This is a genomic window from Cypionkella sp. PAMC25878, assembly GCF_058135695.1.
Genome location: NZ_CM176871.1, coordinates 2,788,144 through 2,810,756, shown reverse-complemented (window position 1 = coordinate 2,810,756; position 22,613 = coordinate 2,788,144). Strand labels below are relative to the sequence as shown.

Sequence of the window (22,613 nt, the reverse complement as noted above, 5' to 3'; positions counted from 1 at the left end):
CAGCGATGCACCCCGACGTCCACGCCTTTTTCGACGAAGCCACGAACACCATCACTTATCTCTTACGTGAACCCAATGGCCGCAGCTGTGCGGTGATCGATTCCGTGCTGGATTTCGATTATGCATCAGGCCGCACCGACACGCGGTCCGCCGATGCGGTGATCGCCTATATCCGCGCTGAAGGGCTTGATCTGCAATGGGTTTTAGAAACCCACGTCCATGCCGACCACCTTTCCGCAGCCCCCTATATCCAACAGGCATTGGGCGGTCAGATCGGTATTGGCGATCAGATCACCGTGGTGCAGGAAACCTTTGGCAAGGTGTTCAATGAAGGCACCCGGTTTGCCCGCGATGGCAGCCAGTTTGATCGGCTGTTTCGCGATGGCGACAGTCTGATGGTCGGCCAGATGCGTGTCGATGTGATGCACACCCCCGGCCATACCCCCGCCTGCCTCACCTATGTGGCGGGCGATGCGGCCTTCGTCGGCGATACGCTGTTTATGCCCGACTTCGGCACCGCGCGCTGCGATTTCCCCGGTGGCTCGGCTGCCGTGATGTACGATTCCGTGCAGCGTATTTTGACTTTGCCCGACGCCACCCGGATTTTCGTCGGTCACGACTACAAGGCGCCGGGGCGTGAATACTTTGCTTGGGAATCCACCGTTGGCGCACAAAAGGCGCTGAACGTGCATGTCGGCGCGGGCCGAAACCGGGATGACTTCGTCGTCCTGCGCGAAAAACGCGATGCCACCCTCGCGATGCCGCGGCTGATCATCCCCTCGCTGCAAATCAACATGCGCGCAGGCCAGATGCCCGAGCCCGAGGACAATGGTCTGTCCTATCTGAAAGTGCCGCTGAATGGCCTTTGAACATGCGATGAGAGGGCTGTGATGCTGGATTGGGTTTGGGGATTTGTTGGCGGTCTGATGATCGGCGGGGCCGCAGCGGTGTATTTGCTGTTCAATGGTCGGATCATGGGGGCCTCGGGGATCATCGGCGAGTTGGTGGATCGCACCGGCTGGGGCAACTGGGCCGAGCGCGTGGCCTTTCTGGCCGGATTGATTGGCGTGCCGTATCTGCTCTCGCTGCTGATCGGCGGCGAGACTCATCTGACCAGCAACTGGCTGGTGATCGTGCTTGCCGGGCTTTTGGTCGGCATCGGCACAAGGCTTGCCAATGGCTGCACGTCTGGCCACGGCGTTTGCGGGATCTCGCGGCTGTCGCTGCGCGGGATAGTCGCGACGCTGATCTATCTGCTGGCGGGCGGGCTGACCATTGCGCTGCTGCGCCAAGTGATCGGGGTGATATGATGCGGCGTTATGGACTTGCAGTGCTATCGGGTGGGCTGTTCGGCGCGGGTCTGCGAATTTCTGGGATGACAGACACGATCAAAGTGCAGAATTGGCTGGATGTGTTCGGCGCATGGGATCCGACGCTCGCCTTTGTGCTGGGCGGCGCAATCCTGCCGATGGCGGTCGCATGGCGGGTGGCCGCGCGGTTGGAGCGTTCGTATCTCGGGCTTGCTTTGCCTGCGGCCCCCAGCCGCGATCTCGACCGGAACCTTATCGCAGGCTCGATCCTGTTCGGCATGGGCTGGGCGCTGGCGGGGCTTTGCCCTGGCCCGGCGCTGGCCTCGATCAGTTTTGGAGGCATCGGCGGTCTGGTCTTCCTATTGGCGATGCTCGGCGGTATGGTCGCGGCACCCGCCCTGCGCGTGCGTCTTGATGGCGCCGCCCCAGCCGCCAGACCGAGGAGCAAAATGGACATTCGCGCCCTGACCCCGACCTATGCCGTCTCGCCGCAGATCGAGCTTTCCGACCTGCCCGCGATCAAGGCGGCAGGCTTCACCACCGTGATCGACAACCGTCCCGACGGCGAAATCCCCGCCCATCTGCACACCCAGCATATGAAAGCGGCGGCGGAGGCTTTGGGGCTGACATTCGTCGCCAACCCGGTGATTGGCGGGGCGTTGACGATGGAAAACGTCCGGCTGCAATCCAAGGTGATGGCCGATGCGACCGGGCCGGTGTTTGCTTATTGTGCCTCGGGAAACCGCTGTTCGGTGGTTTGGGCGCTGATGAATGCGGGGCACAGATCGACCGATGATCTGATCCGCACCCCGGCGAAATATGGCTATAATCTGGAGCCGTTGCGGGGTCAGATTGAGGCTTTGGCGGCGGAAACGGGCGCGGGTAAAGACTGAGTTTTGGGCTGTGTCCACGCGTGGACACAGGGCCGCCGCTTGATAAATCAAGGGCTTGCAGGTGGTCGTTCATAAAGGCTTAACCTTTGTCCCAAGCCGGAATTTTCCAAAAATTCCGATACGATTTCCGTTTCGGAAATCGATTCGGCGGGGGTTGCTTTGTGCTCAACCCGTCTGGCGCAGCGGTTCTGGGACCACGGCGACCTCAATCCCAACGGCCTTGCGCGCCTGGACATCGCCGCTGGTCAGTCGGATCGCCCGCATGCCGCGATTCTGCCCCAAGCGACCCTCTGCCAGCCTGCGGCCATCCATGCCTTCAAACTGAATCCGGTCAATCGAGGCGCGCGGCAGGGGAATCGTCTCGCCCACTTTTAGCCCCAGCACCCGGTTCAGCGGCAGCGAGACCCGGCTGACTACAGCATCAAGCACGCAGGCCGTTTCCTCTACCTGTTCCGCCAAAGCCAGCGCGAAAGCCTGACCGGATTGCGCCGCGGCCTCCGGGCCCGACACCGCCGCTGCGGGCATCACACCTTTGCCCTCAGCAGGAAGCGCCAAGATCACCGCACCCTGCCGCGCGCCCAAGCCCAAGGACAGTTCGGCGGTCAGCACGCGGTAGTCGATATCTTCCAGCAGCAGCCCCAAGGGGCGCGGATCATCCAGAAAACTTGCGTAGCGAAAGCCGCCCGCCCAGTGCAAATCTGCCTCTTGCGCCAAGGCCTGCTCTAGCCCCTCAAGTGCTGCATCCAGCGTCGGGGCCACCATCGCAGCATCGGTGCGCGTGGGTTTGCGGCTGGCAAGCGGGCTGGTCGAGACTTTGCCCAAGGTCTGCGCCTCGATCATTGCGGCGAGCACCGGGGGCGTCAGGATCAGCAGGCCCATACCTTCCGCCGGGCCTTGCAGCACCGCAATCAGCGCTTGATGCGGCGGCAGTTCCAGCAGTTCTGCCAGCGATTGGCGCCGTATGACCAGCGCCGTCACCTCAACCGACAGGCTTAGCCTGTCGCGTGCGGCACGCGCCAAAGCCAAGCGCCAACCGCGATCTGCCCCCGGCCCACCTTCAGCCAACACCGCCTTGGCTGCCGCGATTTTGCGCCGAATGACGCCTTCTTGCTGTGCTTCTGCCACTTGTTTCCCCTGATCGGACCGCCCTATGGCCAGGTTAACCGCGCGCAGGCTAACAAAGCGTTTACATCACAGCGGTTTTTCCATCCGCAGCGGGACGGACACCCGGAATGCAGCCCCGCTCTGCCCCGGCAGATAAGTGACGGTGCCGCCCAAATTCGCCATGATCTCGCGGCAGATCGCAAGACCAAGCCCGGCACCACCCGCCCGTGCCGCATCGGTCAGCCGCGAGAATTTCTCGAAGATCAGCCCGCGCGCCTCCTTGGCAATGCCGCCGCCATTGTCGATGAAATCCACCACCACCCGCCCGCCCTTTTGCCGCACCGCGATGCGCAACACCGGATCGACGGCATCGCAATATTTCCGCGCGTTTGAAATCAGATTGATAAACACCTGCACCAGACGATCAGCGTCGGTGCGCAGGAATATCTCCTCTGACGTATAGTCGCGCTGGATGTCAAAGTTGCGCTCGGGCCGGGTCTGGCTGGCGCTGGCCAAGGCGCGGTCGATCATTTGACCCAGATGCGCAAGCCCGAGATCAAGCTGCACCGCACCATTTTCCAACACGGAAAGGTCCAGCAGATCATCCAGCAGCCGGGTCAAGCGTTTCGCCTCGGCGTGGATGATCTGGCCGTATTCAGCGACGCGCGGGCCTGGCAGATCGCCCTCGGCGAGAATCTCGGAAAACGCCCGTATCGAGGTCATCGGGGTGCGCAGCTCATGGCTGATCTGCGACAGGAAGGCATCTTTTTGCACCGAAAGCTGGGTCAGCTTTTCGTTGACCTCGCGCAGCTGGCGGGCGGTGCGGGAAAGCTCGCCTTGTTGTTCTTCCAGCCGCGCCGAATATTCCATGATCTGTGCGGTTTCATTCGCCACCGCCATCAGATCTTCCACCGTCACCGTGGCGCGGCCAAACAGCTGGCTGATCATCGCATGGGCGGTGGCGGCCCCGACCGAGCCTGCAAGATTACGCTCTAACCCCGCCAGAAAGCGCGGGGTGAGGTCGGGCAGAAAACCGGCTTTGCCTTGGGCGCGGGCCTCGGCCTCAAAGAACGAAATCGCGGCTTCGTCGCCCAAGATGCGCTGCGCCATGTTCATCAGGGCTTCGGGTTCGGCTTGGCCATGGGTCCACCCCAAGCGCTCGGCCTGCAACTCATCGTCAAAGGCATTGACGAAGGCAGCGCCTTGGATGCGCTCGACCGGATCGGGGAACGACAGCAGTGATCCCGCCGCATAGCCTGCGATGTTGAGGGCCAAGGACCAGAAGATCGCATGGTTCAGCGGGTCCATGCCCTCGGTGCCAAACAACGCTTGCGGGCGTAACCACGACAGGTCGAACAGCCCGTGTTGCAAGACATCCGCCGAGATCGCAGCACCCGCGCCAAACGACGGTAGGAACAGGGTAAAGCCCCAAGTGGCAAAGCCGATGCTCAGGCCCAAACTCGCGCCCAGTTTGGTGCCGCCGCGCCAGAAAATCCCGCCCAGCAGCGCAGGCAGCACCTGCGCCATGCCGGCAAAGGCAATCTGGCCGATGGCTGCCAGCGCTGCAGAACCGCCTGAGAGGCGGAAATACTCCAACCCCAGCGCCAGCACGCCGATGATCGAGAACCGCCGTGCGAGCAGGATCGCGCCGCGCAGATCGCCCGAATGGGCGGCTTGCGGGCGCAGCCACAGCCACGCGGGCATCAGGATATGGTTTGAAACCATGGTTGCGAGGGCGATGGTTTCGACAATCACCATCGAGGTGGCCGAGGAAAACCCGCCGAGGAACGCCAGCAAGGCCAGACCGCCCTGACCTTCATGCAGCGGCAGGGTCAGCACCATCATATCGGGGTTTGAGCCTGCGGGCATCCGCTCCAGCCCGATCATGGCGATGGGCAGGATGAACAGGCTGATCAGAAACAGATAGGTCGGGAACGCCCAAGAGGCGCGGGCAAGATGGCCCTCCTCGACGTTTTCGACCACCAGCACCTGGAACATCCGCGGCAGGGTGATCACGGCGGCGGCAGACAGAAAGATCAAGCCGCCCCAGCGCCCCGGTTGGATCGCCCAGTTCGGATCGGCGTAAGTCTCAATCCGGCTGATCATCGCTACGGGGCCGCCGCCTAGGCCCCAAACCACGAAGATGCCCACCGCCAGCAGAGCCACCAGTTTGACCACCGCCTCAACCGCGATGGCCATGACGATGCCGTGGTGCTGCTCTTTGGCGTCAAGGTTGCGGGTGCCGAACAGGATGGTGAACAACGCAAGCCCCGCCGCCACCCAGATCGCGGTGGCATCGCGGTCGGGCATCGCCCAGGTCGCGGGTGAGCTTTGAGCGAAAACGCTGAACGACAGCGTCACCGATTGCAGTTGCAGCGCGATATAGGGGGTGGCGGCGACCACCGCGATCACCGTGACGATCACGCCCAACAGGTTCGACTTGCCATAGCGGCTGGAAATCAAATCGGCGATCGAGGTCACGCGCTGCCTGCGCCCGATCCGCAGCAGCTTGCGCAGCACCCACCACCAGCCGACGAAGACCAAGGTTGGGCCGAGGTAGATCGTCAGAAACTCCAGCCCGGTGCGGGCCGCCGAGCCTACCGCGCCGTAGAAGGTCCAAGCGGTGCAATAGATCGAAAGCGACAGCGTATAGACCAAAGGCGAGCGCAGAAATCGCATCTCGCCACGCGAGGCGCGACGTTCGACGACGAAGGCGACAAGGAACAGGAACGCCACATAGGCCAGACAGGTCAGCACCAGCACATTGAATGGCATCAGACGTCCTCGGGCGGCGTATCGGCTTCGGGCTGCGCCAATCCGGGGGCGACATAGGCGGCAAGGCCAATCAGCAGCGCCCAGACGCCGAACACATAGACCGCAGTGTGGCCTGCCCCGGCCGTATCGCTCCACATCAACGGCAGCATCAGCAGGAAGAACCCGACCAGCGGCAGCAACCGAGCTGCATCGCGCAGGCGGCGCTGGCGGTAGACCGCGCGGGCGAGAAACAAGGGCGCGCGCGGGCCCCGCATCAGGCCCCCAACAAATCCCGCACCATGGCGCGGATTTCCGAGTTATCAAACGGCTTGCTCATGAAGGCCGTAACGCCTGCCCGCTCGGCGGCCTCGCGGTCACGCAACTGACCCTTGGCGGTCAGCATCAGGATTGGCAGCGCCGCATTGGCCGGATCGCCGCGCAGGGCAAGCAGTATTTCCAGCCCGCTCATGCCCGGCAGCATCGAGTCCAAAATCACCAGATCGGGCCGCAAGCGCCCGACTTCCGCCAAGGCCAGCGCGCCATCCGACACGACGGACACCGCCCAACCATCGCGCGACAGAATAAAGCGCAACGCCTCGGCGATGTTGGCCTCATCCTCAATCAGCAAAACCTGACGCATAAATCCCCCCCCGGAAGCCGACTATCGTGGCAAAGCTGCCCCGTGTCAAAGGAAGCCACTGCCCTTGCCGTTTCATCCTGGCCTAAATATCCAGACCGGAATTCTAGGGACCGTGGACATTTAGCGCAGCGCAATGATTGTTGCGGCGATGCTCCACGTTGCGCGGTAGCTTGTGTCGGTTTTGTCGTACCTTGTGTTTACGCCTCTGAACTCCTTGATCTTGCTGAAGTAGTTTTCGATGAGGTGTCGCCATTTGTAGGCTTCGGCGTCGTGGGGAATGTGCAGGATGCGGTTGCGTTTGGCGGGGATGACGGCTTCTGCTTGCCTGCGGTCCAACTCGGCGCGCAGGTGGTTTGCGTCAAACGCTTTTTCGGCCATCAGGGCGTTGAAGCTCAGCCCCTCGATCAGGTCCGGCACCCCGGTAATTTCGCTGCGCTGACCCGGCAGAAGCACAAAGCGCACCAGATTGCCAAGCGCGTCTGTCAGCGCCAGAACCTTCGTCGTCAGCCCGCCTTTCGAGCGCCCAATCGCTTGATTTCGAGTCCCCCTTTTGCGCCGCTCGCCTTCTGATGCGCGCTGATGATGGTGCCATCAACGAGGACGTATTCAAAGTCAGGCTCCCCCGATATGGCGTCGAAAATACGTTGAAATACATCGGCTTGCGCCCAGCGGCGAAACCGCCGGAACACAGAGTTCCAAGCGCCAAAACCCGGCGGCAGGTCACGCCATGGACCGCCAACCCTGACCTTCCAAAGGACGGCTTCAAGAAACAGCCGATTGTCCTTCGCCGTCACCCCGCGCGTCCGCAACGAGCCCGGCAAAAGCGGCTCGAGAAGCCGCCAACTCCGGTCAGAAATGACAAAACGTTCAGCCCGCATTCATACCTCCTCAAAAGGAAGCTTGAATCACGATATCCACCCAATGGGAATCCTAAATGTCCACAGCCCCTAGAATTCCGGTTAGCCGGAGGCTCCACTCCACCGCCAAACCTTACGCCGACAAAATCGAAGGCTCCCGCCGCGCAGGGCAGGCCGTGCGCTGGCAAATCCGGCAGGTCGAGCCAATCGCCAAGGCCTCGCCTCCGCGCGCCAACTCTGGCAAGATCAGCATCGCCGCCTCGCGCAGTTCCGGTCCGCGAAACCCCTGCGGAAAGCGCGGCTGACAAAACGCCCGCACCCGAAAGCGCAGCGGCTGCGGCCCGGCGGTTTCGATCACCATTTCAATCGGTGTCATCGGTCGCGACAGCGCCGCGAACAACGGCCAAAGCGGGCAAGCCGCGCCAAAACGCGGCAAAGCAAAGCCCGAGATCGGCTTGCGGAATATGAGAGTCCCCGAAGCATCACAGACCACCAATCCCGCCTGCATTCCCGGCTGTAAGGCAATCCGTCGGAATGCCGCCAGCACATCGCCGCCGAAGCGCGCCGCCAGCGCCGCCGGATCAGGCTCCAATTCTGTCAAAGCCTGTGCAAATCCCGCGGCCGGATAGGCCGCCAGATCGCGCGCGGCTTGCGCCAACCATGCGTCAGCCATCTGCCGCGCAGCCCCCGAGGCCAGCCCGCGCGCATCTGCCGCCTGCCAGTCATTGGCGGCCAACCACGCCTCTAACTCCTCTTGCGGCGAGGCCAGCCCCTGCTCCTGGTCTTGCCCTGCCGTATCGAGATAGCGCACCAAAGCCTCTGCCCCCAAGGCCAGCCGCTTGCTGTCATCTCGCAGGTTGCCCAGGAACCGCGCCTGCCATTCAGGCTCAATATCTTGCGTTTCTGCCAGAATCGCCGCTGTAGACCGTACCGAGGCCACGGCGGAAAGCACTTCATGCAAGCTTGCCGACAGATGCGGATCATGGCTCATCCGGTCATTCATTGCCTCTAACGCCCGCTCCAACCCGGCCACGCGCTGATGCAGACCGATCACCGTCGCGGCCCAGCCGGGAAACCTGCCCGCGAAATCCTCGCTGCGGTCAATTTCCGCCCCCGGCAACCGCGCCGCCGCCGCGCGCAAATCATCCAGCACGGTTCCGCCCACGCCTTCGTGAAAGCTTTGCGGCGGCTGACCCAAAGCTTCTGCCAGCCGCGCCAACAAGGGCTCGGCAATGCGGCGGCGGTTGTGTTCGATCAGGTTGAGATAGGATGCTGAAATGCCGACGGTTTCGGCCAGATCGGCCTGCCGCAGGCCCAAAGCCACACGCCGCTCGCGCAGACGGGTTCCGGTCAGGGCAGAGATTGGCATGGCATAACTCCCGCTTCTGCCATGAAATTTACAAGAAATTGAAAACTTTACAATGCGCAGGATGGCCCCGATTAATGTCTTTGATAGATCGTCTTGCGCAAACAAAGCGGGCGCGAGGTTGCCCCCGCGCCCGCTTCATCGCTAAGCCTTGCGCTTATTGCAGGGCTTTATCGGTCACAGCGTGGGTCCAAGCGCCAACCGGCTCTTTGGTGATCACCGGGTCCGAACCACCCGACATCAGCGCGGCCACGGTGCGCTTGTAGTCCGCCTCATCCAACGCACCGTTCGAGCCTGCGGTCAGCTTGGCAATCTCAGCCATCATGCGTTTTTGATGCTCGATGGTTTGCGCACCCGTTGCGTCATTGTCCAATACGATCTGTGCGGCCTCATCGGTGTTGCCTTCGGCGTATTTCCAGCCTTTCATCGAGGCGCGCACGAAGCGCACCATTTTGTCTTCAAAGGCCGGGTCGGCCAGCTTGTCTTCCATGACGTAAAGCCCGTCTTCCAGCGTGGCGACGCCTTCATCTTCATATTTGAAGGTCACCAGATCTTCCGGCTTCACGCCCGCATCAATCACCTGCCAATATTCGTTATAGGTCATCGTCGAGATACACGCCGCCTGCTTTTGCAACAGCGGATCAACGTTGAAGCCCTGTTTCAGCACGGTGACGCCGCCCGCCGAGCCATCGGTCTTCAGGCCGAGCTTGTTCATCCAGTTCAGGAACGGATACTCGTTGCCACCAAACCAGACACCCAGGGTCTTGTCGGCGAAGTCAGCCGGGGTTGCGACGCCGGATTCTTTGAGACAGGTCAGCATCATGCCCGAAGATTTGAATGGCTGTGCGATGTTGACCAGTGCCAGCCCCTTTTCGCGGGCAGCCAGTGCCGAGGGCATCCAGTCGACCACCACATCCGCACCACCGCCTGCGATGACTTGCGTTGGGGCCACATCCGGGCCACCGGGCAGAATGGTGACGTTCAGGCCTTCTTCGGTGTAATAACCTTTCGCCGCCGCCACATAATAGCCGGCGAACTGGGCTTGGGTGACCCATTTCAACTGCAGCGTCACGTCATCGGCTGCCTGTGCCGCCGAAGTCAGACCGCCCGCCGCCAGTGCGGTGAACAGCGCCGCTGTGAGTAACTTTTTCATTCTCAACCTCCAAGTTGAAGCCCGGTTTTGGGCCAGTTTCGTGTCTCAGTTTCTTTGTGACGGATGCCAGAATGTCACCCGCTTCTCGATCAGCGCGACCAGCCCATAGAACGCCGATCCCGCCAATGCCGCCACCGCAATCTCGGCCCAAACCATGTCGGGATTAGAGCGCCCAACCTCAGCCACGATGCGAAATCCCATGCCCACGATAGGGCTGCCGAAAAATTCAGCAACAATCGCGCCGATCAGCGCCAAAGTTGTCGCGATTTTCAGCCCGTTGAAGATGAACGGCATCGCCGCAGGCAGCCGCAGCTTGAACAGCGTCTGCCAGTAGCTTGCCGAATAGGTCGCCATCAGATCGCGCTGCATCACCTCAGACGCCGCCAACCCCGCGATGGTGTTCACCAGCACCGGGAAGAACACCATCACGACAACCACGGCGGCTTTAGAGTGCCAGTCAAAGCCAAACCACATCACCAGAATCGGGGCGATCCCCACAATCGGCAAAGCGGCGACGAAATTGCCCACCGGCAGTAACCCCGCTTGCAGGAACGGCGAGCGGTCAATCGCAATCGCCGTCAGGATCGCCGCTGTGCAGCCAATCGCATAGCCGCTCAACGCACCCTTGAAGAAGGTCTGCACCAGATCAGCCCAGAGGGTCGGCACACTGCGTGCCATGCGTGCGGCCACATCACTCGGCGGCGGCAGGATGATTTTGTTCACGCCGTAAGCCGTCACCCCCGCCTGCCACAGCACCAGCACCGTCAGCCCGAACACCAGCGGCACCGCATAGCGCACCCAAGCCGCACGGCCCTTCGACAGTTCGGAATTGAGCAACCAAGTCCCGGCCCAAAACGCCAGCAAGCACCACAACCGCGGGTCCAGCACCATCATCGCGCCATCCCCATCCGCTTAAGCACCCGCCCCTCAATCCGCCCCGCCAGCATCACCAACACCGCAGCAAGGATCGCCGACAGAAACAAAGCCGCCCAAATCTGCGTGGTCTGGCCATAGTATGACCCTTGCAACAACCGCGCACCCAAGCCCGCCTGCTGGTTCAACTCGGCCACAATCGCGCCCACGAGGCTCGCCGCGATCCCCACCTTCACGCTTGCGAAGAAATACGGCATCGAGGATGGCAACCGCAGTTTCCAGAACACCGCCCCACCGGGAGCCGCATAGGTTTGCAATAAATCAAGCTGCATCACCTCCGGGCTGCGCAGGCCTTTCACCATCCCCACCACCACCGGGAAGAAACTGAGATACGCCGAGATCACCGCCTTGGTCATCAGCGGCGTCGCCCCCACCGCGTGCATCACCACCGCGAGCATCGGTGCCAAAGCAATGATCGGCACCATCTGACTGGCAATCGCCCAAGGCAAAACGCTCATCTCCATGCTGCGCGAATAGACAATCCCCACCGCCAGCAACACGCCCAACGTCGTGCCCATCGCAAACCCGAGCAGAGTGCCCGAGATCGTCACCCAAGCATGATAAACCAGCGATTTTTTTGAGCTCGGCGCCAAGCCAAAGGTTGAGCGCGCCAACTCAGCGATCACCTGATGCGGGCTCGGCAAAACCGGGCGATCCTGATCCAGCGTCAGCCCCGGCAGTTGCAACAGCGTCGGTGCTGCCGCTTCCGCCCGTGCCGCCTGATCATAGGCCCAAGGCGCGTTCATTTTGATCGCCGCCGCATACCAAACGGCGACGATGATCAAGAGAACGGTCAGGATGGGTGCCGCCCGCTTCATGCCTGCCCCCCCGGCCAAGCGATCATCAGCACCGCGACCACGCCCAAGGCCATGCCCGCCAGTTGCAGCGGGCTTGGCCTTTCGCCAAACACCACCACGGCCATCGCGGTGATTGCCACCAGTTGGAACACCACCGACAGCGCAATCGCCACGCCAAGGCCATTGCCGCGCATCACCGGCACCATCAGCGTGTTGCCCAGACAGAACAGCGCCAGCGCCCCCGCCAGCACCCAAATGCCGCCCTGCTGCGCATAGGTTTTCAGCACGCCATTGGCTGCAACAAACACGGCGGTTGAAGCGGCGAGCCACGCGAGGGTGACAAGATTCATCGCGTACCCCTTGCGCATGATGTGATGAAGCGCGGGATAAGCACGGGTTGCATTGAGCGTTTATTCATCGGAATGCCCCGCCCGAAGTCCCTCACGCACCCGATGCGAAATCTCGATGAACTCCTTGGAGTCGCGAATATCCAAGGGGCGTTCCTTCGGCAAAGGGCTGTCGATTACATCGGTAATCCGCCCCGGACGGGGCGACATCACCACGATCTTGGTCGAAAGATACACCGCCTCGGGGATGGAATGCGTCACAAAACCAATGGTTTTGCCGGTGCGCGCCCAGAGTTTGAGAACCTCCTCATTCAGGCGATCCCGCACAATCTCATCCAGCGCGCCGAAGGGTTCGTCCATCAGTAGGATATCGGCATCAAAGGCGAGCGCGCGGGCGATACTGGCGCGCTGCTGCATGCCGCCGGAAAGCTGCCACGGGAATTTCTTGCCGAAGCCGGACAGTTCGACCAGTTCCAAAACCTGCTCAACCCGCTGGTTCTGCTCGGCTTTCGAGAACCCCATGATTTCCAGCGGCAACCGGATGTTCCCCGCAATCGTGCGCCAAGGATAAAGCCCTGCCGCCTGAAATACATAGCCATAGGCGCGCTTGCGGCGGGCCTCGTCAGGGCTGAGACCGTTGACGGTTAAGCTGCCGCCCGTCGGCGTTTCCAAAGCCGCAATCGCGCGCAGGAACGTGGTTTTACCACAACCACTTGGCCCAATGAACGAGACGAAATCACCCTTGTTGATGGTCAGGTTGACATCCTTGAGCGCCTGCACGGGGCCGTCATTGGTCTGAAAGGTCAGGTTCAGATCTTTTGCGGAAATCACCGTCATCTTGAAACAAACTCGAAAGTGAATTCCTCATCAGCGATTACCGCAAGCCCTCCACCGCCAGTTCCCGTTGTGAAGAACCGAAAAGTTCCGGCTCTTCCGTCATCGCAAACCAGCGCGCCAAAACCTTCAAATCTGGACGAATGGTCATAAGCGCCTTCACATCTGCGGCCCGTGCTTTGAAGAATTATCGCACGACCTTCTCCAAATGGAGATCCGACCGCAGCCCCCCTGATGGTAGATTTTGTGCTTGTCGACTTGCCAACAAAATGTGTCTCAATCGTTTGCGGCTGTGGAGGGACGCAACCGATCAACAACAGCAAGGCTAACCCTGAACAAGCAACTCTTTTTCTTCTTGTCACGTTCAATTTAGACTCCCTAAAGCTCTTCAAACTCACACCCCCGTCACAGGCACGCCCGACCGGGCCACCGGACGCGGGGAGGTCAGGTCTTTCCACGCGCTCAGCGCGCGGTTCACGGCGGGGCGGGGTTCGCGGGCGACGAATTTGCCATGGCCTTCGCGGGTTTTGATCTCTCCGTCCTCGACCGAGACGACGCCGCGCGACAGGGTGTAGCGCGGCAGGCCTTTCACAGCTTTGCCCTCGAAGACATTGTAATCAATAGCGGATTGCTGGGTGGAGGCAGCGATGGTTTTCGACTTTTCAGGATCCCACACCACCAGATCGGCATCGGCGCCGACCAGAACAGCACCCTTTTGCGGGTAGCAGTTCAGGATTTTGGCGATATTCGTCGAGGTGACGGCGACAAATTCATTCGGCGTTAACCGGCCCGTGGCAACCCCGTAAGTCCACAGCATCGGCATCCGATCCTCCAGCCCGCCAGTGCCGTTGGGGATTTTGGCGAAATTGCCGACACCATAGCGCTTCTGTTCGGTGGTAAAGGCGCAATGGTCGGTGGCCACAACGCTCAAAGACCCCGATTGCAGACCGGCCCATAGGCTGTCTTGATGCGATTTGTTGCGGAAGGGGGGGCTCATCACGCGGCGGGCGGCGTGGTCCCAGTCGGGGTTGAAGTATTCGGACTCGTCCAGCGTCAGGTGCTGGATCAGCGGCTCGCCCCACACCCGTTTGCCCTGATTGCGCGCACGGCGGATGGCTTCGTGGCTGTCCTCGCAGGACGTATGTACGACATACAGCGGCACCCCGGCCATATCGGCGATCATTATGGCGCGGTTGGTGGCCTCGCCTTCGACCTGCGGCGGGCGGGAATAGGCGTGGGCTTCGGGGCCGGTGTTGCCCTCGGCCAAGAGTTTTGCGGTCAGTTCCGCCACCACGTCGCCGTTTTCGGCATGGACCATAGCCAAGCCGCCCAGATCGCCAACCCGTTTGAAAGATTGATACATTTCATCGTCGTTGACCATCAACGCGCCCTTGTAGGCCATGAAATGCTTGAAGCTGGTTATGCCCGCCTTGACGGAAAGCTCCATATCCTCCCACACCTTTTGGCCCCACCAGGTGATCGCCATATGGTAGGAATAGTCGCAATTCGCCCGGCCGGATTTGTTGTGCCACATTTGGGCTGCATCCATCAGCCCCTGCCCCTGCCCCGGCAGGACGAAATCGACGACCATCGTGGTGCCGCCTGCGAGCGCCGCCCGCGTGCCGGATTCGAAATCATCCGCCGAATAGGTGCCCATGAACGGCATTTCCAGATGCGTATGCGGATCAATCCCGCCGGGCATCACATAGCAGCCCGAGGCGTCGAGGGTGCGGTCGCCTTTCAGGTTCGGGCCGATCTGGGTGATCTTGCCTTGGTCGATGAGCACATCGGCCTTGTAGGTCAGATCAGCGGTGACGATGGTGCCGTTTTTGATGACTGTGGTCATGGGGAACTCCGAATTTTATCCGTTGTTTCTCTTATTTGGTGCAAAGCCCCGGACTGCCCAAAACAATCCAGCGCCTCCCGCGCAAAGCAGAATTATCGGTATGAAGGCTAACCTGAAGAAAACATACAAATTGGACCAGGCATTTTCTCTTACACGCTGTTGCGCATTATTCACCGCTGTCGCTCTCGCTTCTGCGAGTTCGGCACTGATCACAACAGCACTGCTGTTCAACATGTTTTGTGCGGTGACCGGGGTCCGCGTGCGTAGGAGCTGCCATACATCTTCATCGGGTCTAATCAGCACACCAGATGCGAACAACCAACATAAAGAAATTAGCACCCAAACTCGAATAATGCCTCGATACCAATTCAAACCACTCACCCCACCACCCCCGCCACTTCCAGCACGGCGTGCAGCAGGACGTCGGTGCCTGCCGCTGCCCATTCCGGGGAAATCTCCTCGGCTTCGTTGTGGCTGAGGCCCCCAACGCAGGGGCACATCACCATCACGGTGGGGGCGACGCGGTTGATCCAGCAGGCGTCGTGGCCTGCGCCGGAGATGATGTCCATATGGGAATAGCCCAGCTTTTCAGCGCTTTGGCGGACGATGTTCACGAGCTTTGGATCGAAGGTCACCGGGTCGAAATGGCCGACTTCTTCAATCGAACAGCCCAAGCCCAACTCGGCAGCCACCGCGTGGGCGGCGCGTTCGACCTCGCCGCGCATCAAATCCAGCTTGGTTTGGTCGGGGGAGCGGATATCGACGGTGAAGATCACTTTGCCGGGGATCACGTTGCGGGAGTTGGGGAAGACCTTGACCTGCCCCACCGCGCCCACAGCCCCCGGCTGGTGGCCCATAGCGATCTGATGCACGCGCTCGGTGATCCGGGCCATGCCGAGGCCTGCGTTCACCCGCATCGCCATCGGGGTGCTGCCAGTATGGGCATCGCGGCCGGTCAGGGTGATTTCCAACCACCACAGACCTTGGCCATGGGTGACGACGCCGATTTCTTTGCCCTCAGCCTCCAGAATCGGCCCCTGCTCGATGTGCAACTCTAACATGGCGTGCATTTTGCGCGCACCCACCACTTCATCGCCGACCCAGCCGATACGGGCCAGTTCGTCGCCAAAGCGCAGGCCGTCCATGTCGGTGCGGTTGTAGGCGTAGTCCTGCGTGTGCAGGCCCGCGAACACGCCCGAGGCCAGCATGGCGGGGGCGAAGCGCGCGCCTTCCTCGTTGGTCCAGTTCGTCACCACGATCGGATGGCGGGTTTGCACGCCCATGTCGTTGATCGTGCGGATGACTTCCAAAGCGCCCAGCACGCCGAGCACGCCGTCATAGCGGCCTCCGGTGGGTTGGGTATCGAGGTGACTGCCCATGTAGACTGGCAAAGCATCAGGGTCGGTGCCCGCACGGGTGGCGAACATGTTCCCCATGGTGTCGACGCCCATCGTCATGCCAGCGGCCTTGCACCAGCCCGCAAACAGATGACGGCCTGCGCTGTCGGCATCGGTCAGGGTCTGGCGGTTGTTGCCGCCCGCGATGCCGGGGCCGATTTGCGCCATCTGATCGAGGCTGTCCCAAAGACGGGCGGAATTGATCCGCAGATTTGCACCGAGCGCCGTCATCCTAATACTCCCTGCGGGGACTTTGCCCCAGATCTCGCTTGCTGCGAATCTTTTCCTGACCGTATGGTCAACTCCAACGCTATAGAACCTGACCAAGCGATCAACTAAAATCTGAAGGCTTAAGCACATGTCCGAGGCCCTTCGCCCCGCGCGGCGCAATGAGATACGGCAACAGAACGAGGCGCTGATTTTACAGGCAGCCGAGAAAGTCTTTGCCGAGGCGGGCTTTGGTGGTGCTACCATGCAGTTGATCGCCGATGTGGCAGGGCTGCCGAAGGCGAATTTGCATTACTACTTCACCAGCAAAGAGGAACTTTACCGCAAAGTTGTCTCGAATATTTTCGACATCTGGTTGCACGCGGCTGAGTCGATGGACAATGCACCCGGCCCGGTGGAGGGCATCGGCGCCTATATCGACGCCAAGATGGAAATCTCACGCCGCCATCCCGATGGATCTAAGGTCTGGGCCTCGGAGGTGATGCATGGCGCGCCGGTCATTCAGGATTATCTGGAGACGACGCTGCGGGACTGGACGGCAGGGCGGGCGGCGCTGATCCAAGGCTGGATTGATGCCGGGCAGATGGTGGCGGTGAACCCGGATCACCTTTTGTATATGCTCTGGGCGGCCACCCAGCATTACGCGGATTTTGGCCATCAGATTGAGACGTTGAATGGGGGGCCGCTGACAGAGTTGCAGTGGCGCGAGGCGAAAGACAGCGTCAAGGCGATGATCCTGCGCGGGATTGGCGCTGTTTGACGAGTTTTTCTTGCCGTCTTACCAAATCTCGCAGATATCGGAGTGATTGTATCCCTATTGGAAACGGTGTGGCGTGATGGACGGTGAACACAGCGAAACCCCGGTGGACACTCTGCCTTGGCTGCTCGGCGCGCTGGCCCCTGCCCGCAAGACGACCATTGTCGATGTTGGCGCGAACCCGATCTATGCGCCGGATTATGCTGAACTCTTGCGGGTGGGGGGCTGCAAGGTGGTGGGGTTTGAGCCGCAGGCGGCAGCCTTTGCTGAGTTGCAAAAGAACAAGGGGCCGGATGAGACCTATTATCCCTTCGCCGTCGGCACGGGCGAGACGCTGAGCCTGCGGATTTATAAATCCTCTGGCATGACCTCAATCTTTGATCCCTATGTGCCGACGATGGCGATGGTCAATGAGATGGGCATGGCGCGGGTGCGTGAAACCGTTGCGATGGATACGGTGGCGCTGGATCAGACCGCGGATCTGCCGGAGTTTGATCTGCTGAAGATCGACATTCAGGGTGCGGAAAATCTGGTGTTTCAGGGGGCTGAACGGGTGCTGAAGGGCTGCATCTCGGTGATGGTGGAGCTGCGCTATATGCGGCTTTACCATGGCGAGCCGATGCTGGGTGGGGTGGATACCGAATTGCGGCGGCAGGGGTTTTATCTGCACAAGTTCATGTTCAACAAAGGCTATATGCTGACCAATTCGCAGGCGCGGCGGTTGAAGCAGAAGAAGCTGACCGATCAGTTGATTGATGGTGATGGGGTCTATCTGCGCAATATCGCGGAGTTGGCGGATTACAGTGACGAGCAGTTGAAGCATCAGGCGATACTGGCGGCGGCGGTGTTTCACTCGCATTCGCTGGTGCTGTATTGTCTGGATGCTTTGGTTGCGCGTCAGGCGATCGCTGCGGAATTGCCGGGGCAATATGTCGACCGGATGCCAGAGGCGTTGCGGACGGATGGCAGGCGATAGAGCGATGGAACCCGCGCCAAGCGATTTTGCTTTTGCGACCATGGTCGGCGACGAGCCGGTGTTCCTGCCGATCTGGATCAATTACTATGCGCGCTTCGTTCCGAAAGCGCAGTTGTTCATTCTGGTGGATGGCCTGCACCGGTTGATCCCGCCCGATGCCGAGGGCTGTCAGATCATTTGGTTGCCCAGTGTCACGCCGGGGCCGGGTTGGGATCTGGCGCGCTGGCGGATGATCTCGCTGTTCACGCAGACCTTGCTGCTGCGCTTTGGCGTCGTTGTGTTCAACGATGTTGATGAGATTTTGCTGGCCGACCCCGCACAGGGCGGCGATTTGCTGAGCCATATCGGGCGGGCTCGGGACGTGGGGGTGATCTCACCCTTTGCCATTGAGATGCTGCACCGGATTGATCTGGAACCAGAGCCGCTGGACGCCACCCGCTCTGTGCTGGCGCAGCGGCGGTTTGGTCGGATCAACGCCAGCTATTGCAAGCCTTGCATCACCTCCAGACCGCTGAACTGGAGCATTGGCGGGCATTATTCAGATTATCCGACCCTGCATCTCGACCCGGCCTTGTTCCTGTTCCATCTGCGCTTTGTCGATCACGACATGCTGCGCGCGCGGCAGACCAGCCGTCAGGCGATGATGCAGCCGGGGGCCGCCAAAGGGGCCGAAGTGGCGGGGGCGGGTTGGTTGAAGGGCGCGCAGGAGATGACGGATTTCCTGCAAAGCTTTGTCGATGCCGGGCCACCCTTGGACAGTGATTTCAGCTTTGGCTGGCAACGCAAGCGTATCGTTGACAGTTGGGCCTATGATGCAGAGGCTGGCATCTGGCGACATGACCGCTTGCACAACCGCAAGACCTATCGGTTGCCCGACGGTATGCGCGATCAATTCTGACCGGAGCCTGAGATGACAGCCGCCACCACAGCAAGCCTTGAAACCGAATACGCCGATCTGCACTTTCCGCGCTTTGCCGAGGCCGAGGCTTGGGCTTTGGGGCAAAAACTGGTGGAACTGGCGGGGGCGGCCCCGGTGGTGATCAATATTCGCAGCGCCGATCGGGTGTTCTTTCATGCGGCCTTGCCGGGATCGGCCCCGCTGAACGATCTTTGGGCAAGGCGCAAAAGCAATACCACGCTGCTGTTTCAACTGCCGTCGTTTCTGGTGGGATTGCGACACAAGGCCAATGGTGGCTCGCTGGCGGGCAATGGCTTGTCTGAGACCGACTATGCCGATCACGGTGGGGCTGTGCCGATCCGGGTGACAGGCGTGGGGGTCGTGGCCTGCGCGACCGTTTCGGGCCTGCCGCAAGCCGAGGATCATGCGCTGGTGGTGGCTGCGATACAGGCGATGCTTGCCGGGTGATCGTGGCTATTTCAGCTCCACCTCGACAAAGCTCATCACCTGATCGCCATCGTTGATCACATTATGCTCGACGCCTTCGGCGCGGCGGTAGGCGGTGCCAGCAGGCACCAGCACTTGCCGGGTGCTGCCGTCGGGGTCTTCCAGCAGCATATGGCAGTCGGTCACTGCGGTGATCACATAATCCATGCTGTGGCGGTGCCAGCCGGTCTCTGCCCCCGGCGCGAAGTCAAAACGGGTGACGCGGACGCGGTCGTCATCAACCAGTTGGGTGGCGATGCAGGTTTCGCGCATGGGCAGGCTCCTTTTTTTGTCTGGCTACCCGGTGCAAGCTCCACTTCAAGCCTGCGCCGATTGGGGTTTACATCCTGCCCAACTATGCGTCACTTTAGCCCTCCTAGGTGCAGATGGCGGCGAGTGCAATGACCAAACCCCGAACCCGGATACAGGCGCGCAACTCAAACACGATTCTGGATGCGGCTTTGGACGTGTTCTCACAACAGGGGTTTCGCGGCGCGACTCTGGATCAGATTGCCGATGTGGCGGGCCTGTCCAAGCCGAACCTGCTGTATTACTTCCCCTCGAAAGAAGCCGTCCACACCGCGCTTTTGAACCAACTGCTGCGCACTTGGCTGGACCCTTTGCGCGCGATGAACCCCGAGGGCGATCCGGTGGCCGAAATCATGGCCTATGTGCATCGCAAGTTGGAGTTGTCGCGCGATTTCCCCCGCGAAAGCCGGTTGTTCGCCAATGAGATGCTGCAAGGCGCGCCGCGGATGCGCGACGTGATCGAGGGCGATCTGAAAACCCTCGTCGATGAAAAGGCCGCCGTGTTGCAGGCGTGGATGGATCAGGGTCGGATCGCAAAACTGCCCCCGGTGCATCTGATCTTCTCGATTTGGGCGATGACGCAGCATTATGCCGATTTCGACGTGCAGGTGCGCGCAGTCTTAGGGCCGGGTCACGATCCATTCGCAGAAGCCGGGGATTTTCTGCAAATCCTGTTCACAAAACTGCTCTCCCCATCGAGCGACGCTGCGGCAACCTGACGCCATGCGTGTAGTGCTGGACCTTTGATCGTCGGCAGTATAACCAGCACCCCTGCAAGAGTTTCCGGTCGAAGGTTATGAACCCACCAAACGAAACCCCCGATCGGGCTGCCAACCCGACGCCAGTTCCCCCGCACCCCGAGCATCACACCCCGCAAAACATGGGGAAATTGGTGCTGGGCTGTATCGGCGTCGTCTATGGCGATATAGGCACGTCGCCGCTTTATGCTATGCGGGAATCGCTGCACGCCGCCAGCTATGACGGGCTGTCTCGCGATGATGTGATTGGGGTGATTTCGCTGCTGATCTGGACACTGATCCTGATTGTCACTGTGAAATATGTCGCCTTGATCATGCGGGCCGACAACAAGGGCGAAGGTGGCACCCTGTCGCTGGTGGCCTTGGTGCAGCGCGCGCTGAACAAGCGCCCCGGCTGGTTGCTGGCAATCGGGGTGATTGGGATTTCGTTGTTCTTCGGCGATGCGATGATCACGCCGGCGATGTCGGTGCTGTCGGCGGTGGAAGGGCTTGATCTGGTCGCCCCCTCAATGGGCCCCTTCGTGTTGCCGCTGACGCTGGCGATCATTCTGGGGCTGTTTTTGTTCCAAAGCCAAGGCACCGAGCGGGTGGCCATCTTGTTCGGCCCGATCATGGTGGCGTGGTTTCTGGTGATGGCGGCCTTGGGGATTTACCATCTGAGCGATGACTTAAGCATCCTGACCGCTTTCAACCCTGCTCATGCTTTGGGATTTCTTGTCACCAACGGTAAAGCGTCATTCTTCGTGCTGGGCTCGGTGTTTCTGGCGGTGACTGGGGGCGAGGCGCTTTATGCCGATATGGGGCATTTTGGCCGCCGTCCGATCCGGCTGGCTTGGGCGCTTTTGGTGTTCCCGGCGCTGACGCTGTCTTACCTTGGCCAAGGGGCTTTGGTGCTGGCGCACCCCGAGACATTCCACAACCCATTCTTCCTGATGGCGCCGGATTTTCTGCTGCTGCCCTTGGTGCTGCTGTCAGTCTGCGCCACCATCATCGCCAGCCAAGCGGTGATTTCGGGGGCGTTCTCGATGATGCATCAGGCGGTGCAAATGGGCCTGCTGCCGCGTTTTGAGATCCGTCATACCTCCGAGACCACGCTGGGTCAGATCTATCTGCCCAAGGTCAACCTGATCCTGATGGTGGGGGTATTGTGTCTGGTGGTCGCGTTTGGCTCATCCTCCAACCTAGCCTCGGCTTATGGCATTGCGGTGACCGGCGATATGGTGATCACCACCATCCTTGCCTCGATCCTGTTCCGCAAGGCGTGGAAATGGCCGCTGTGGGGCGTGATCGCCGTGCTGCTGCCGATCTTTATCATCGAGTTGATGTTCCTGTCGGCCAACCTGATCAAGCTGCCGGATGGCGGTTATGTGCCGGTGCTGATGGCGGCCACGTCGTGCTTCCTGATCTGGACATGGGTGCGGGGCACCGCCCACGTTCAACGCAAGGCGCATGATTCTGCGGTGGAATTGTCCAAACTGATCAAGATGCTGGAGAAATCCCACCCCATCGAAGTACCGGGCACCGCCGTGTTCCTGACGCAAGACCCCGATACAGCCCCCTCGGCTTTGCTGCATAACCTCAAGCATAACCGAGTCCTGCACAGCCAGAACTTTATTGTGACTGTTGGGGTGGCGACCACGCCGAAGGTCAATGACGAGAACCGCATTACGATTGAGCGTTTGTCGGATAACTTCGTACGGGTGCGGCTGCTGTTTGGCTATATGGAAACCCCGAACGTGCCACGCGCCTTGGCTTTGGCACGCAGGCGCGGCGAGAAGTTCGACATCATGACCACGTCGTTCTTCCTGAACCGCCGCACCTTCCGCTCGGCCCGCAATCACGGCCTGCCGTTCTGGCAGGAGCGCGTGTTCATCTCGATGACCAAATCGGCCTCGGATGCGACGGCGTTCTACTGCCTGCCCTCGAACCGGGTGGTGGAACTGGGGCAACAACTGGCGATCTGATCGCCA

At 60.8% G+C, this 22,613-nt stretch carries 22 protein-coding genes and 2 pseudogenes; 10 read left to right on the top strand and 14 right to left on the bottom strand.

The window, feature by feature from the left end; genetic code table 11:
* Positions 1–5 precede the first annotated feature (5 nt).
* The 4 genes and pseudogenes from ACS5RD_RS13640 to ACS5RD_RS13625 all read left to right on the top strand — a co-directional run bounded on the left by ACS5RD_RS13640 (position 6) and on the right by ACS5RD_RS13625 (position 2,203).
* Positions 6–869 carry an MBL fold metallo-hydrolase gene (locus ACS5RD_RS13640; RefSeq protein ID WP_489927874.1) on the top strand — a complete coding sequence of 288 codons (864 nt, stop codon included), beginning with the start codon at positions 6–8 and terminating at the stop codon, positions 867–869.
* 18 nt (positions 870–887) lie between these two features.
* Entirely contained in the window at positions 888–1,310 is a 423-nt protein-coding gene (locus tag ACS5RD_RS13635; protein ID WP_489927873.1) for a YeeE/YedE family protein, read from the top strand.
* Positions 1,307–1,690 (top strand): annotated as a pseudogene (locus ACS5RD_RS13630) (DUF6691 family protein); the annotation flags it as partial. The gene ACS5RD_RS13635 and the pseudogene ACS5RD_RS13630, both read left to right, overlap by 4 nt.
* 69 nt (positions 1,691–1,759) lie before the next feature.
* Positions 1,760–2,203 carry a protein tyrosine phosphatase family protein gene (locus tag ACS5RD_RS13625; RefSeq protein ID WP_489931375.1) on the top strand — a complete coding sequence of 148 codons (444 nt, stop codon included), beginning with the start codon at positions 1,760–1,762 and terminating at the stop codon, positions 2,201–2,203.
* 165 nt (positions 2,204–2,368) lie between these two features.
* Here the strand turns inward: ACS5RD_RS13625 and ACS5RD_RS13620 are convergent, their stop codons facing one another.
* The 13 genes and pseudogenes from ACS5RD_RS13620 to ACS5RD_RS13560 all read right to left on the bottom strand — a co-directional run bounded on the left by ACS5RD_RS13620 (position 2,369) and on the right by ACS5RD_RS13560 (position 16,462).
* Positions 2,369–3,328 carry a FliM/FliN family flagellar motor switch protein gene (locus tag ACS5RD_RS13620; protein ID WP_489927872.1) on the bottom strand — a complete coding sequence of 320 codons (960 nt, stop codon included), beginning with the start codon at positions 3,326–3,328 and terminating at the stop codon, positions 2,369–2,371.
* Positions 3,329–3,394: 66 nt separating this feature from the next.
* Complete coding sequence (locus ACS5RD_RS13615) at positions 3,395–6,082, bottom strand: ATP-binding protein (protein WP_489927871.1); 2,688 nt, start codon at positions 6,080–6,082, stop codon at positions 3,395–3,397.
* Positions 6,082–6,336: a hypothetical protein gene (locus ACS5RD_RS13610; RefSeq protein WP_489927870.1), complete on the bottom strand. Its 255-nt coding sequence runs from the start codon at positions 6,334–6,336 to the stop codon at positions 6,082–6,084. The genes ACS5RD_RS13615 and ACS5RD_RS13610 overlap by 1 nt, the downstream gene beginning before the upstream one ends.
* The gene (locus tag ACS5RD_RS13605; RefSeq protein ID WP_489927869.1) at positions 6,336–6,701 is read right to left on the bottom strand and encodes a response regulator transcription factor; all 366 of its coding nucleotides are present in this window, start codon (positions 6,699–6,701) and stop codon (positions 6,336–6,338) included. The genes ACS5RD_RS13610 and ACS5RD_RS13605 overlap by 1 nt, the downstream gene beginning before the upstream one ends.
* A 120-nt stretch (positions 6,702–6,821) precedes the next feature.
* Positions 6,822–7,579, bottom strand: a pseudogene (locus tag ACS5RD_RS13600) (IS5 family transposase).
* A 112-nt stretch (positions 7,580–7,691) separates the two neighbouring features.
* Entirely contained in the window at positions 7,692–8,927 is a 1,236-nt protein-coding gene (locus tag ACS5RD_RS13595) for a helix-turn-helix domain-containing protein (RefSeq protein ID WP_489927868.1), read from the bottom strand.
* A gap of 154 nt (positions 8,928–9,081) precedes the next feature.
* Entirely contained in the window at positions 9,082–10,077 is a 996-nt protein-coding gene (locus ACS5RD_RS13590) for an ABC transporter substrate-binding protein (RefSeq protein WP_054004773.1), read from the bottom strand.
* 45 nt (positions 10,078–10,122) lie between these two features.
* Positions 10,123–10,971, bottom strand: a complete 849-nt coding sequence (locus tag ACS5RD_RS13585; protein ID WP_489927867.1) for an ABC transporter permease — start codon at positions 10,969–10,971, stop codon at positions 10,123–10,125.
* Entirely contained in the window at positions 10,968–11,828 is an 861-nt protein-coding gene (locus ACS5RD_RS13580; RefSeq protein WP_489927866.1) for an ABC transporter permease, read from the bottom strand. Before ACS5RD_RS13580 ends, ACS5RD_RS13585 begins: the two co-directional genes overlap by 4 nt.
* On the bottom strand, positions 11,825–12,157 hold the full coding sequence (locus tag ACS5RD_RS13575) for a hypothetical protein (protein WP_489927865.1): 333 nt from the start codon (positions 12,155–12,157) through the stop codon (positions 11,825–11,827). Before ACS5RD_RS13575 ends, ACS5RD_RS13580 begins: the two co-directional genes overlap by 4 nt.
* Before the next feature lie 60 nt (positions 12,158–12,217).
* Positions 12,218–12,991 carry an ABC transporter ATP-binding protein gene (locus ACS5RD_RS13570; protein ID WP_489927864.1) on the bottom strand — a complete coding sequence of 258 codons (774 nt, stop codon included), beginning with the start codon at positions 12,989–12,991 and terminating at the stop codon, positions 12,218–12,220.
* Positions 12,992–13,382: 391 nt separating this feature from the next.
* Positions 13,383–14,834 (bottom strand): dihydropyrimidinase, encoded by a 1,452-nt coding sequence (gene hydA, locus ACS5RD_RS13565; RefSeq protein WP_489927863.1) that lies wholly within the window; start codon positions 14,832–14,834, stop codon positions 13,383–13,385.
* A 377-nt stretch (positions 14,835–15,211) separates the two neighbouring features.
* The gene (locus tag ACS5RD_RS13560) at positions 15,212–16,462 is read right to left on the bottom strand and encodes a Zn-dependent hydrolase (protein ID WP_489927862.1); all 1,251 of its coding nucleotides are present in this window, start codon (positions 16,460–16,462) and stop codon (positions 15,212–15,214) included.
* 127 nt (positions 16,463–16,589) lie between these two features.
* Here ACS5RD_RS13560 and ACS5RD_RS13555 point away from each other — a divergent pair, with 127 nt between their 5' ends.
* The 4 genes from ACS5RD_RS13555 (at position 16,590) to ACS5RD_RS13540 (ending at position 19,558) form a co-directional block, all read left to right on the top strand.
* The gene (locus ACS5RD_RS13555; protein ID WP_489927861.1) at positions 16,590–17,219 is read left to right on the top strand and encodes a TetR/AcrR family transcriptional regulator; all 630 of its coding nucleotides are present in this window, start codon (positions 16,590–16,592) and stop codon (positions 17,217–17,219) included.
* A gap of 76 nt (positions 17,220–17,295) precedes the next feature.
* Positions 17,296–18,192, top strand: coding sequence for an FkbM family methyltransferase (locus tag ACS5RD_RS13550; protein WP_489927860.1), 897 nt, complete (start codon positions 17,296–17,298; stop codon positions 18,190–18,192).
* A 4-nt stretch (positions 18,193–18,196) separates the two neighbouring features.
* On the top strand, positions 18,197–19,090 hold the full coding sequence (locus ACS5RD_RS13545) for a hypothetical protein (RefSeq protein WP_489927859.1): 894 nt from the start codon (positions 18,197–18,199) through the stop codon (positions 19,088–19,090).
* 12 nt (positions 19,091–19,102) lie between these two features.
* Positions 19,103–19,558: a heme-degrading domain-containing protein gene (locus ACS5RD_RS13540; protein WP_489927858.1), complete on the top strand. Its 456-nt coding sequence runs from the start codon at positions 19,103–19,105 to the stop codon at positions 19,556–19,558.
* A gap of 6 nt (positions 19,559–19,564) precedes the next feature.
* Here ACS5RD_RS13540 and ACS5RD_RS13535 read toward each other — a convergent pair whose 3' ends face one another.
* Complete coding sequence (locus tag ACS5RD_RS13535; protein WP_054004761.1) at positions 19,565–19,849, bottom strand: cupin domain-containing protein; 285 nt, start codon at positions 19,847–19,849, stop codon at positions 19,565–19,567.
* Between the two features lie 128 nt (positions 19,850–19,977).
* On the opposite strand from ACS5RD_RS13535, the gene ACS5RD_RS13530 reads away from it, so the two are divergent.
* Positions 19,978–20,604 (top strand): TetR family transcriptional regulator C-terminal domain-containing protein, encoded by a 627-nt coding sequence (locus ACS5RD_RS13530; protein ID WP_054004918.1) that lies wholly within the window; start codon positions 19,978–19,980, stop codon positions 20,602–20,604.
* Positions 20,605–20,681: 77 nt separating this feature from the next.
* Positions 20,682–22,607 (top strand): potassium transporter Kup, encoded by a 1,926-nt coding sequence (locus ACS5RD_RS13525; protein WP_489927857.1) that lies wholly within the window; start codon positions 20,682–20,684, stop codon positions 22,605–22,607.
* The last annotated feature ends 6 nt before the right edge of the window (positions 22,608–22,613 follow it).

Coding starts and splice junctions, on each gene's coding strand:
- ACS5RD_RS13640 (WP_489927874.1), top strand. CDS start 6: ATGCACCCCGACGTCCACGCCTTTTTCGACGAAGCCACGAACACCATC.
- ACS5RD_RS13625 (WP_489931375.1), top strand. CDS start 1,760: ATGGACATTCGCGCCCTGACCCCGACCTATGCCGTCTCGCCGCAGATC.
- ACS5RD_RS13615 (WP_489927871.1), bottom strand. CDS start 6,082: ATGCCATTCAATGTGCTGGTGCTGACCTGTCTGGCCTATGTGGCGTTC.
- ACS5RD_RS13610 (WP_489927870.1), bottom strand. CDS start 6,336: ATGCGGGGCCCGCGCGCGCCCTTGTTTCTCGCCCGCGCGGTCTACCGC.
- ACS5RD_RS13605 (WP_489927869.1), bottom strand. CDS start 6,701: ATGCGTCAGGTTTTGCTGATTGAGGATGAGGCCAACATCGCCGAGGCG.
- ACS5RD_RS13595 (WP_489927868.1), bottom strand. CDS start 8,927: ATGCCAATCTCTGCCCTGACCGGAACCCGTCTGCGCGAGCGGCGTGTG.
- ACS5RD_RS13590 (WP_054004773.1), bottom strand. CDS start 10,077: ATGAAAAAGTTACTCACAGCGGCGCTGTTCACCGCACTGGCGGCGGGC.
- ACS5RD_RS13585 (WP_489927867.1), bottom strand. CDS start 10,971: ATGATGGTGCTGGACCCGCGGTTGTGGTGCTTGCTGGCGTTTTGGGCC.
- ACS5RD_RS13580 (WP_489927866.1), bottom strand. CDS start 11,828: ATGAAGCGGGCGGCACCCATCCTGACCGTTCTCTTGATCATCGTCGCC.
- ACS5RD_RS13575 (WP_489927865.1), bottom strand. CDS start 12,157: ATGAATCTTGTCACCCTCGCGTGGCTCGCCGCTTCAACCGCCGTGTTT.
- ACS5RD_RS13570 (WP_489927864.1), bottom strand. CDS start 12,991: ATGACGGTGATTTCCGCAAAAGATCTGAACCTGACCTTTCAGACCAAT.
- hydA (WP_489927863.1), bottom strand. CDS start 14,834: ATGACCACAGTCATCAAAAACGGCACCATCGTCACCGCTGATCTGACC.
- ACS5RD_RS13560 (WP_489927862.1), bottom strand. CDS start 16,462: ATGACGGCGCTCGGTGCAAATCTGCGGATCAATTCCGCCCGTCTTTGG.
- ACS5RD_RS13555 (WP_489927861.1), top strand. CDS start 16,590: ATGTCCGAGGCCCTTCGCCCCGCGCGGCGCAATGAGATACGGCAACAG.
- ACS5RD_RS13550 (WP_489927860.1), top strand. CDS start 17,296: ATGGACGGTGAACACAGCGAAACCCCGGTGGACACTCTGCCTTGGCTG.
- ACS5RD_RS13545 (WP_489927859.1), top strand. CDS start 18,197: ATGGAACCCGCGCCAAGCGATTTTGCTTTTGCGACCATGGTCGGCGAC.
- ACS5RD_RS13540 (WP_489927858.1), top strand. CDS start 19,103: ATGACAGCCGCCACCACAGCAAGCCTTGAAACCGAATACGCCGATCTG.
- ACS5RD_RS13535 (WP_054004761.1), bottom strand. CDS start 19,849: ATGCGCGAAACCTGCATCGCCACCCAACTGGTTGATGACGACCGCGTC.
- ACS5RD_RS13530 (WP_054004918.1), top strand. CDS start 19,978: ATGACCAAACCCCGAACCCGGATACAGGCGCGCAACTCAAACACGATT.
- ACS5RD_RS13525 (WP_489927857.1), top strand. CDS start 20,682: ATGAACCCACCAAACGAAACCCCCGATCGGGCTGCCAACCCGACGCCA.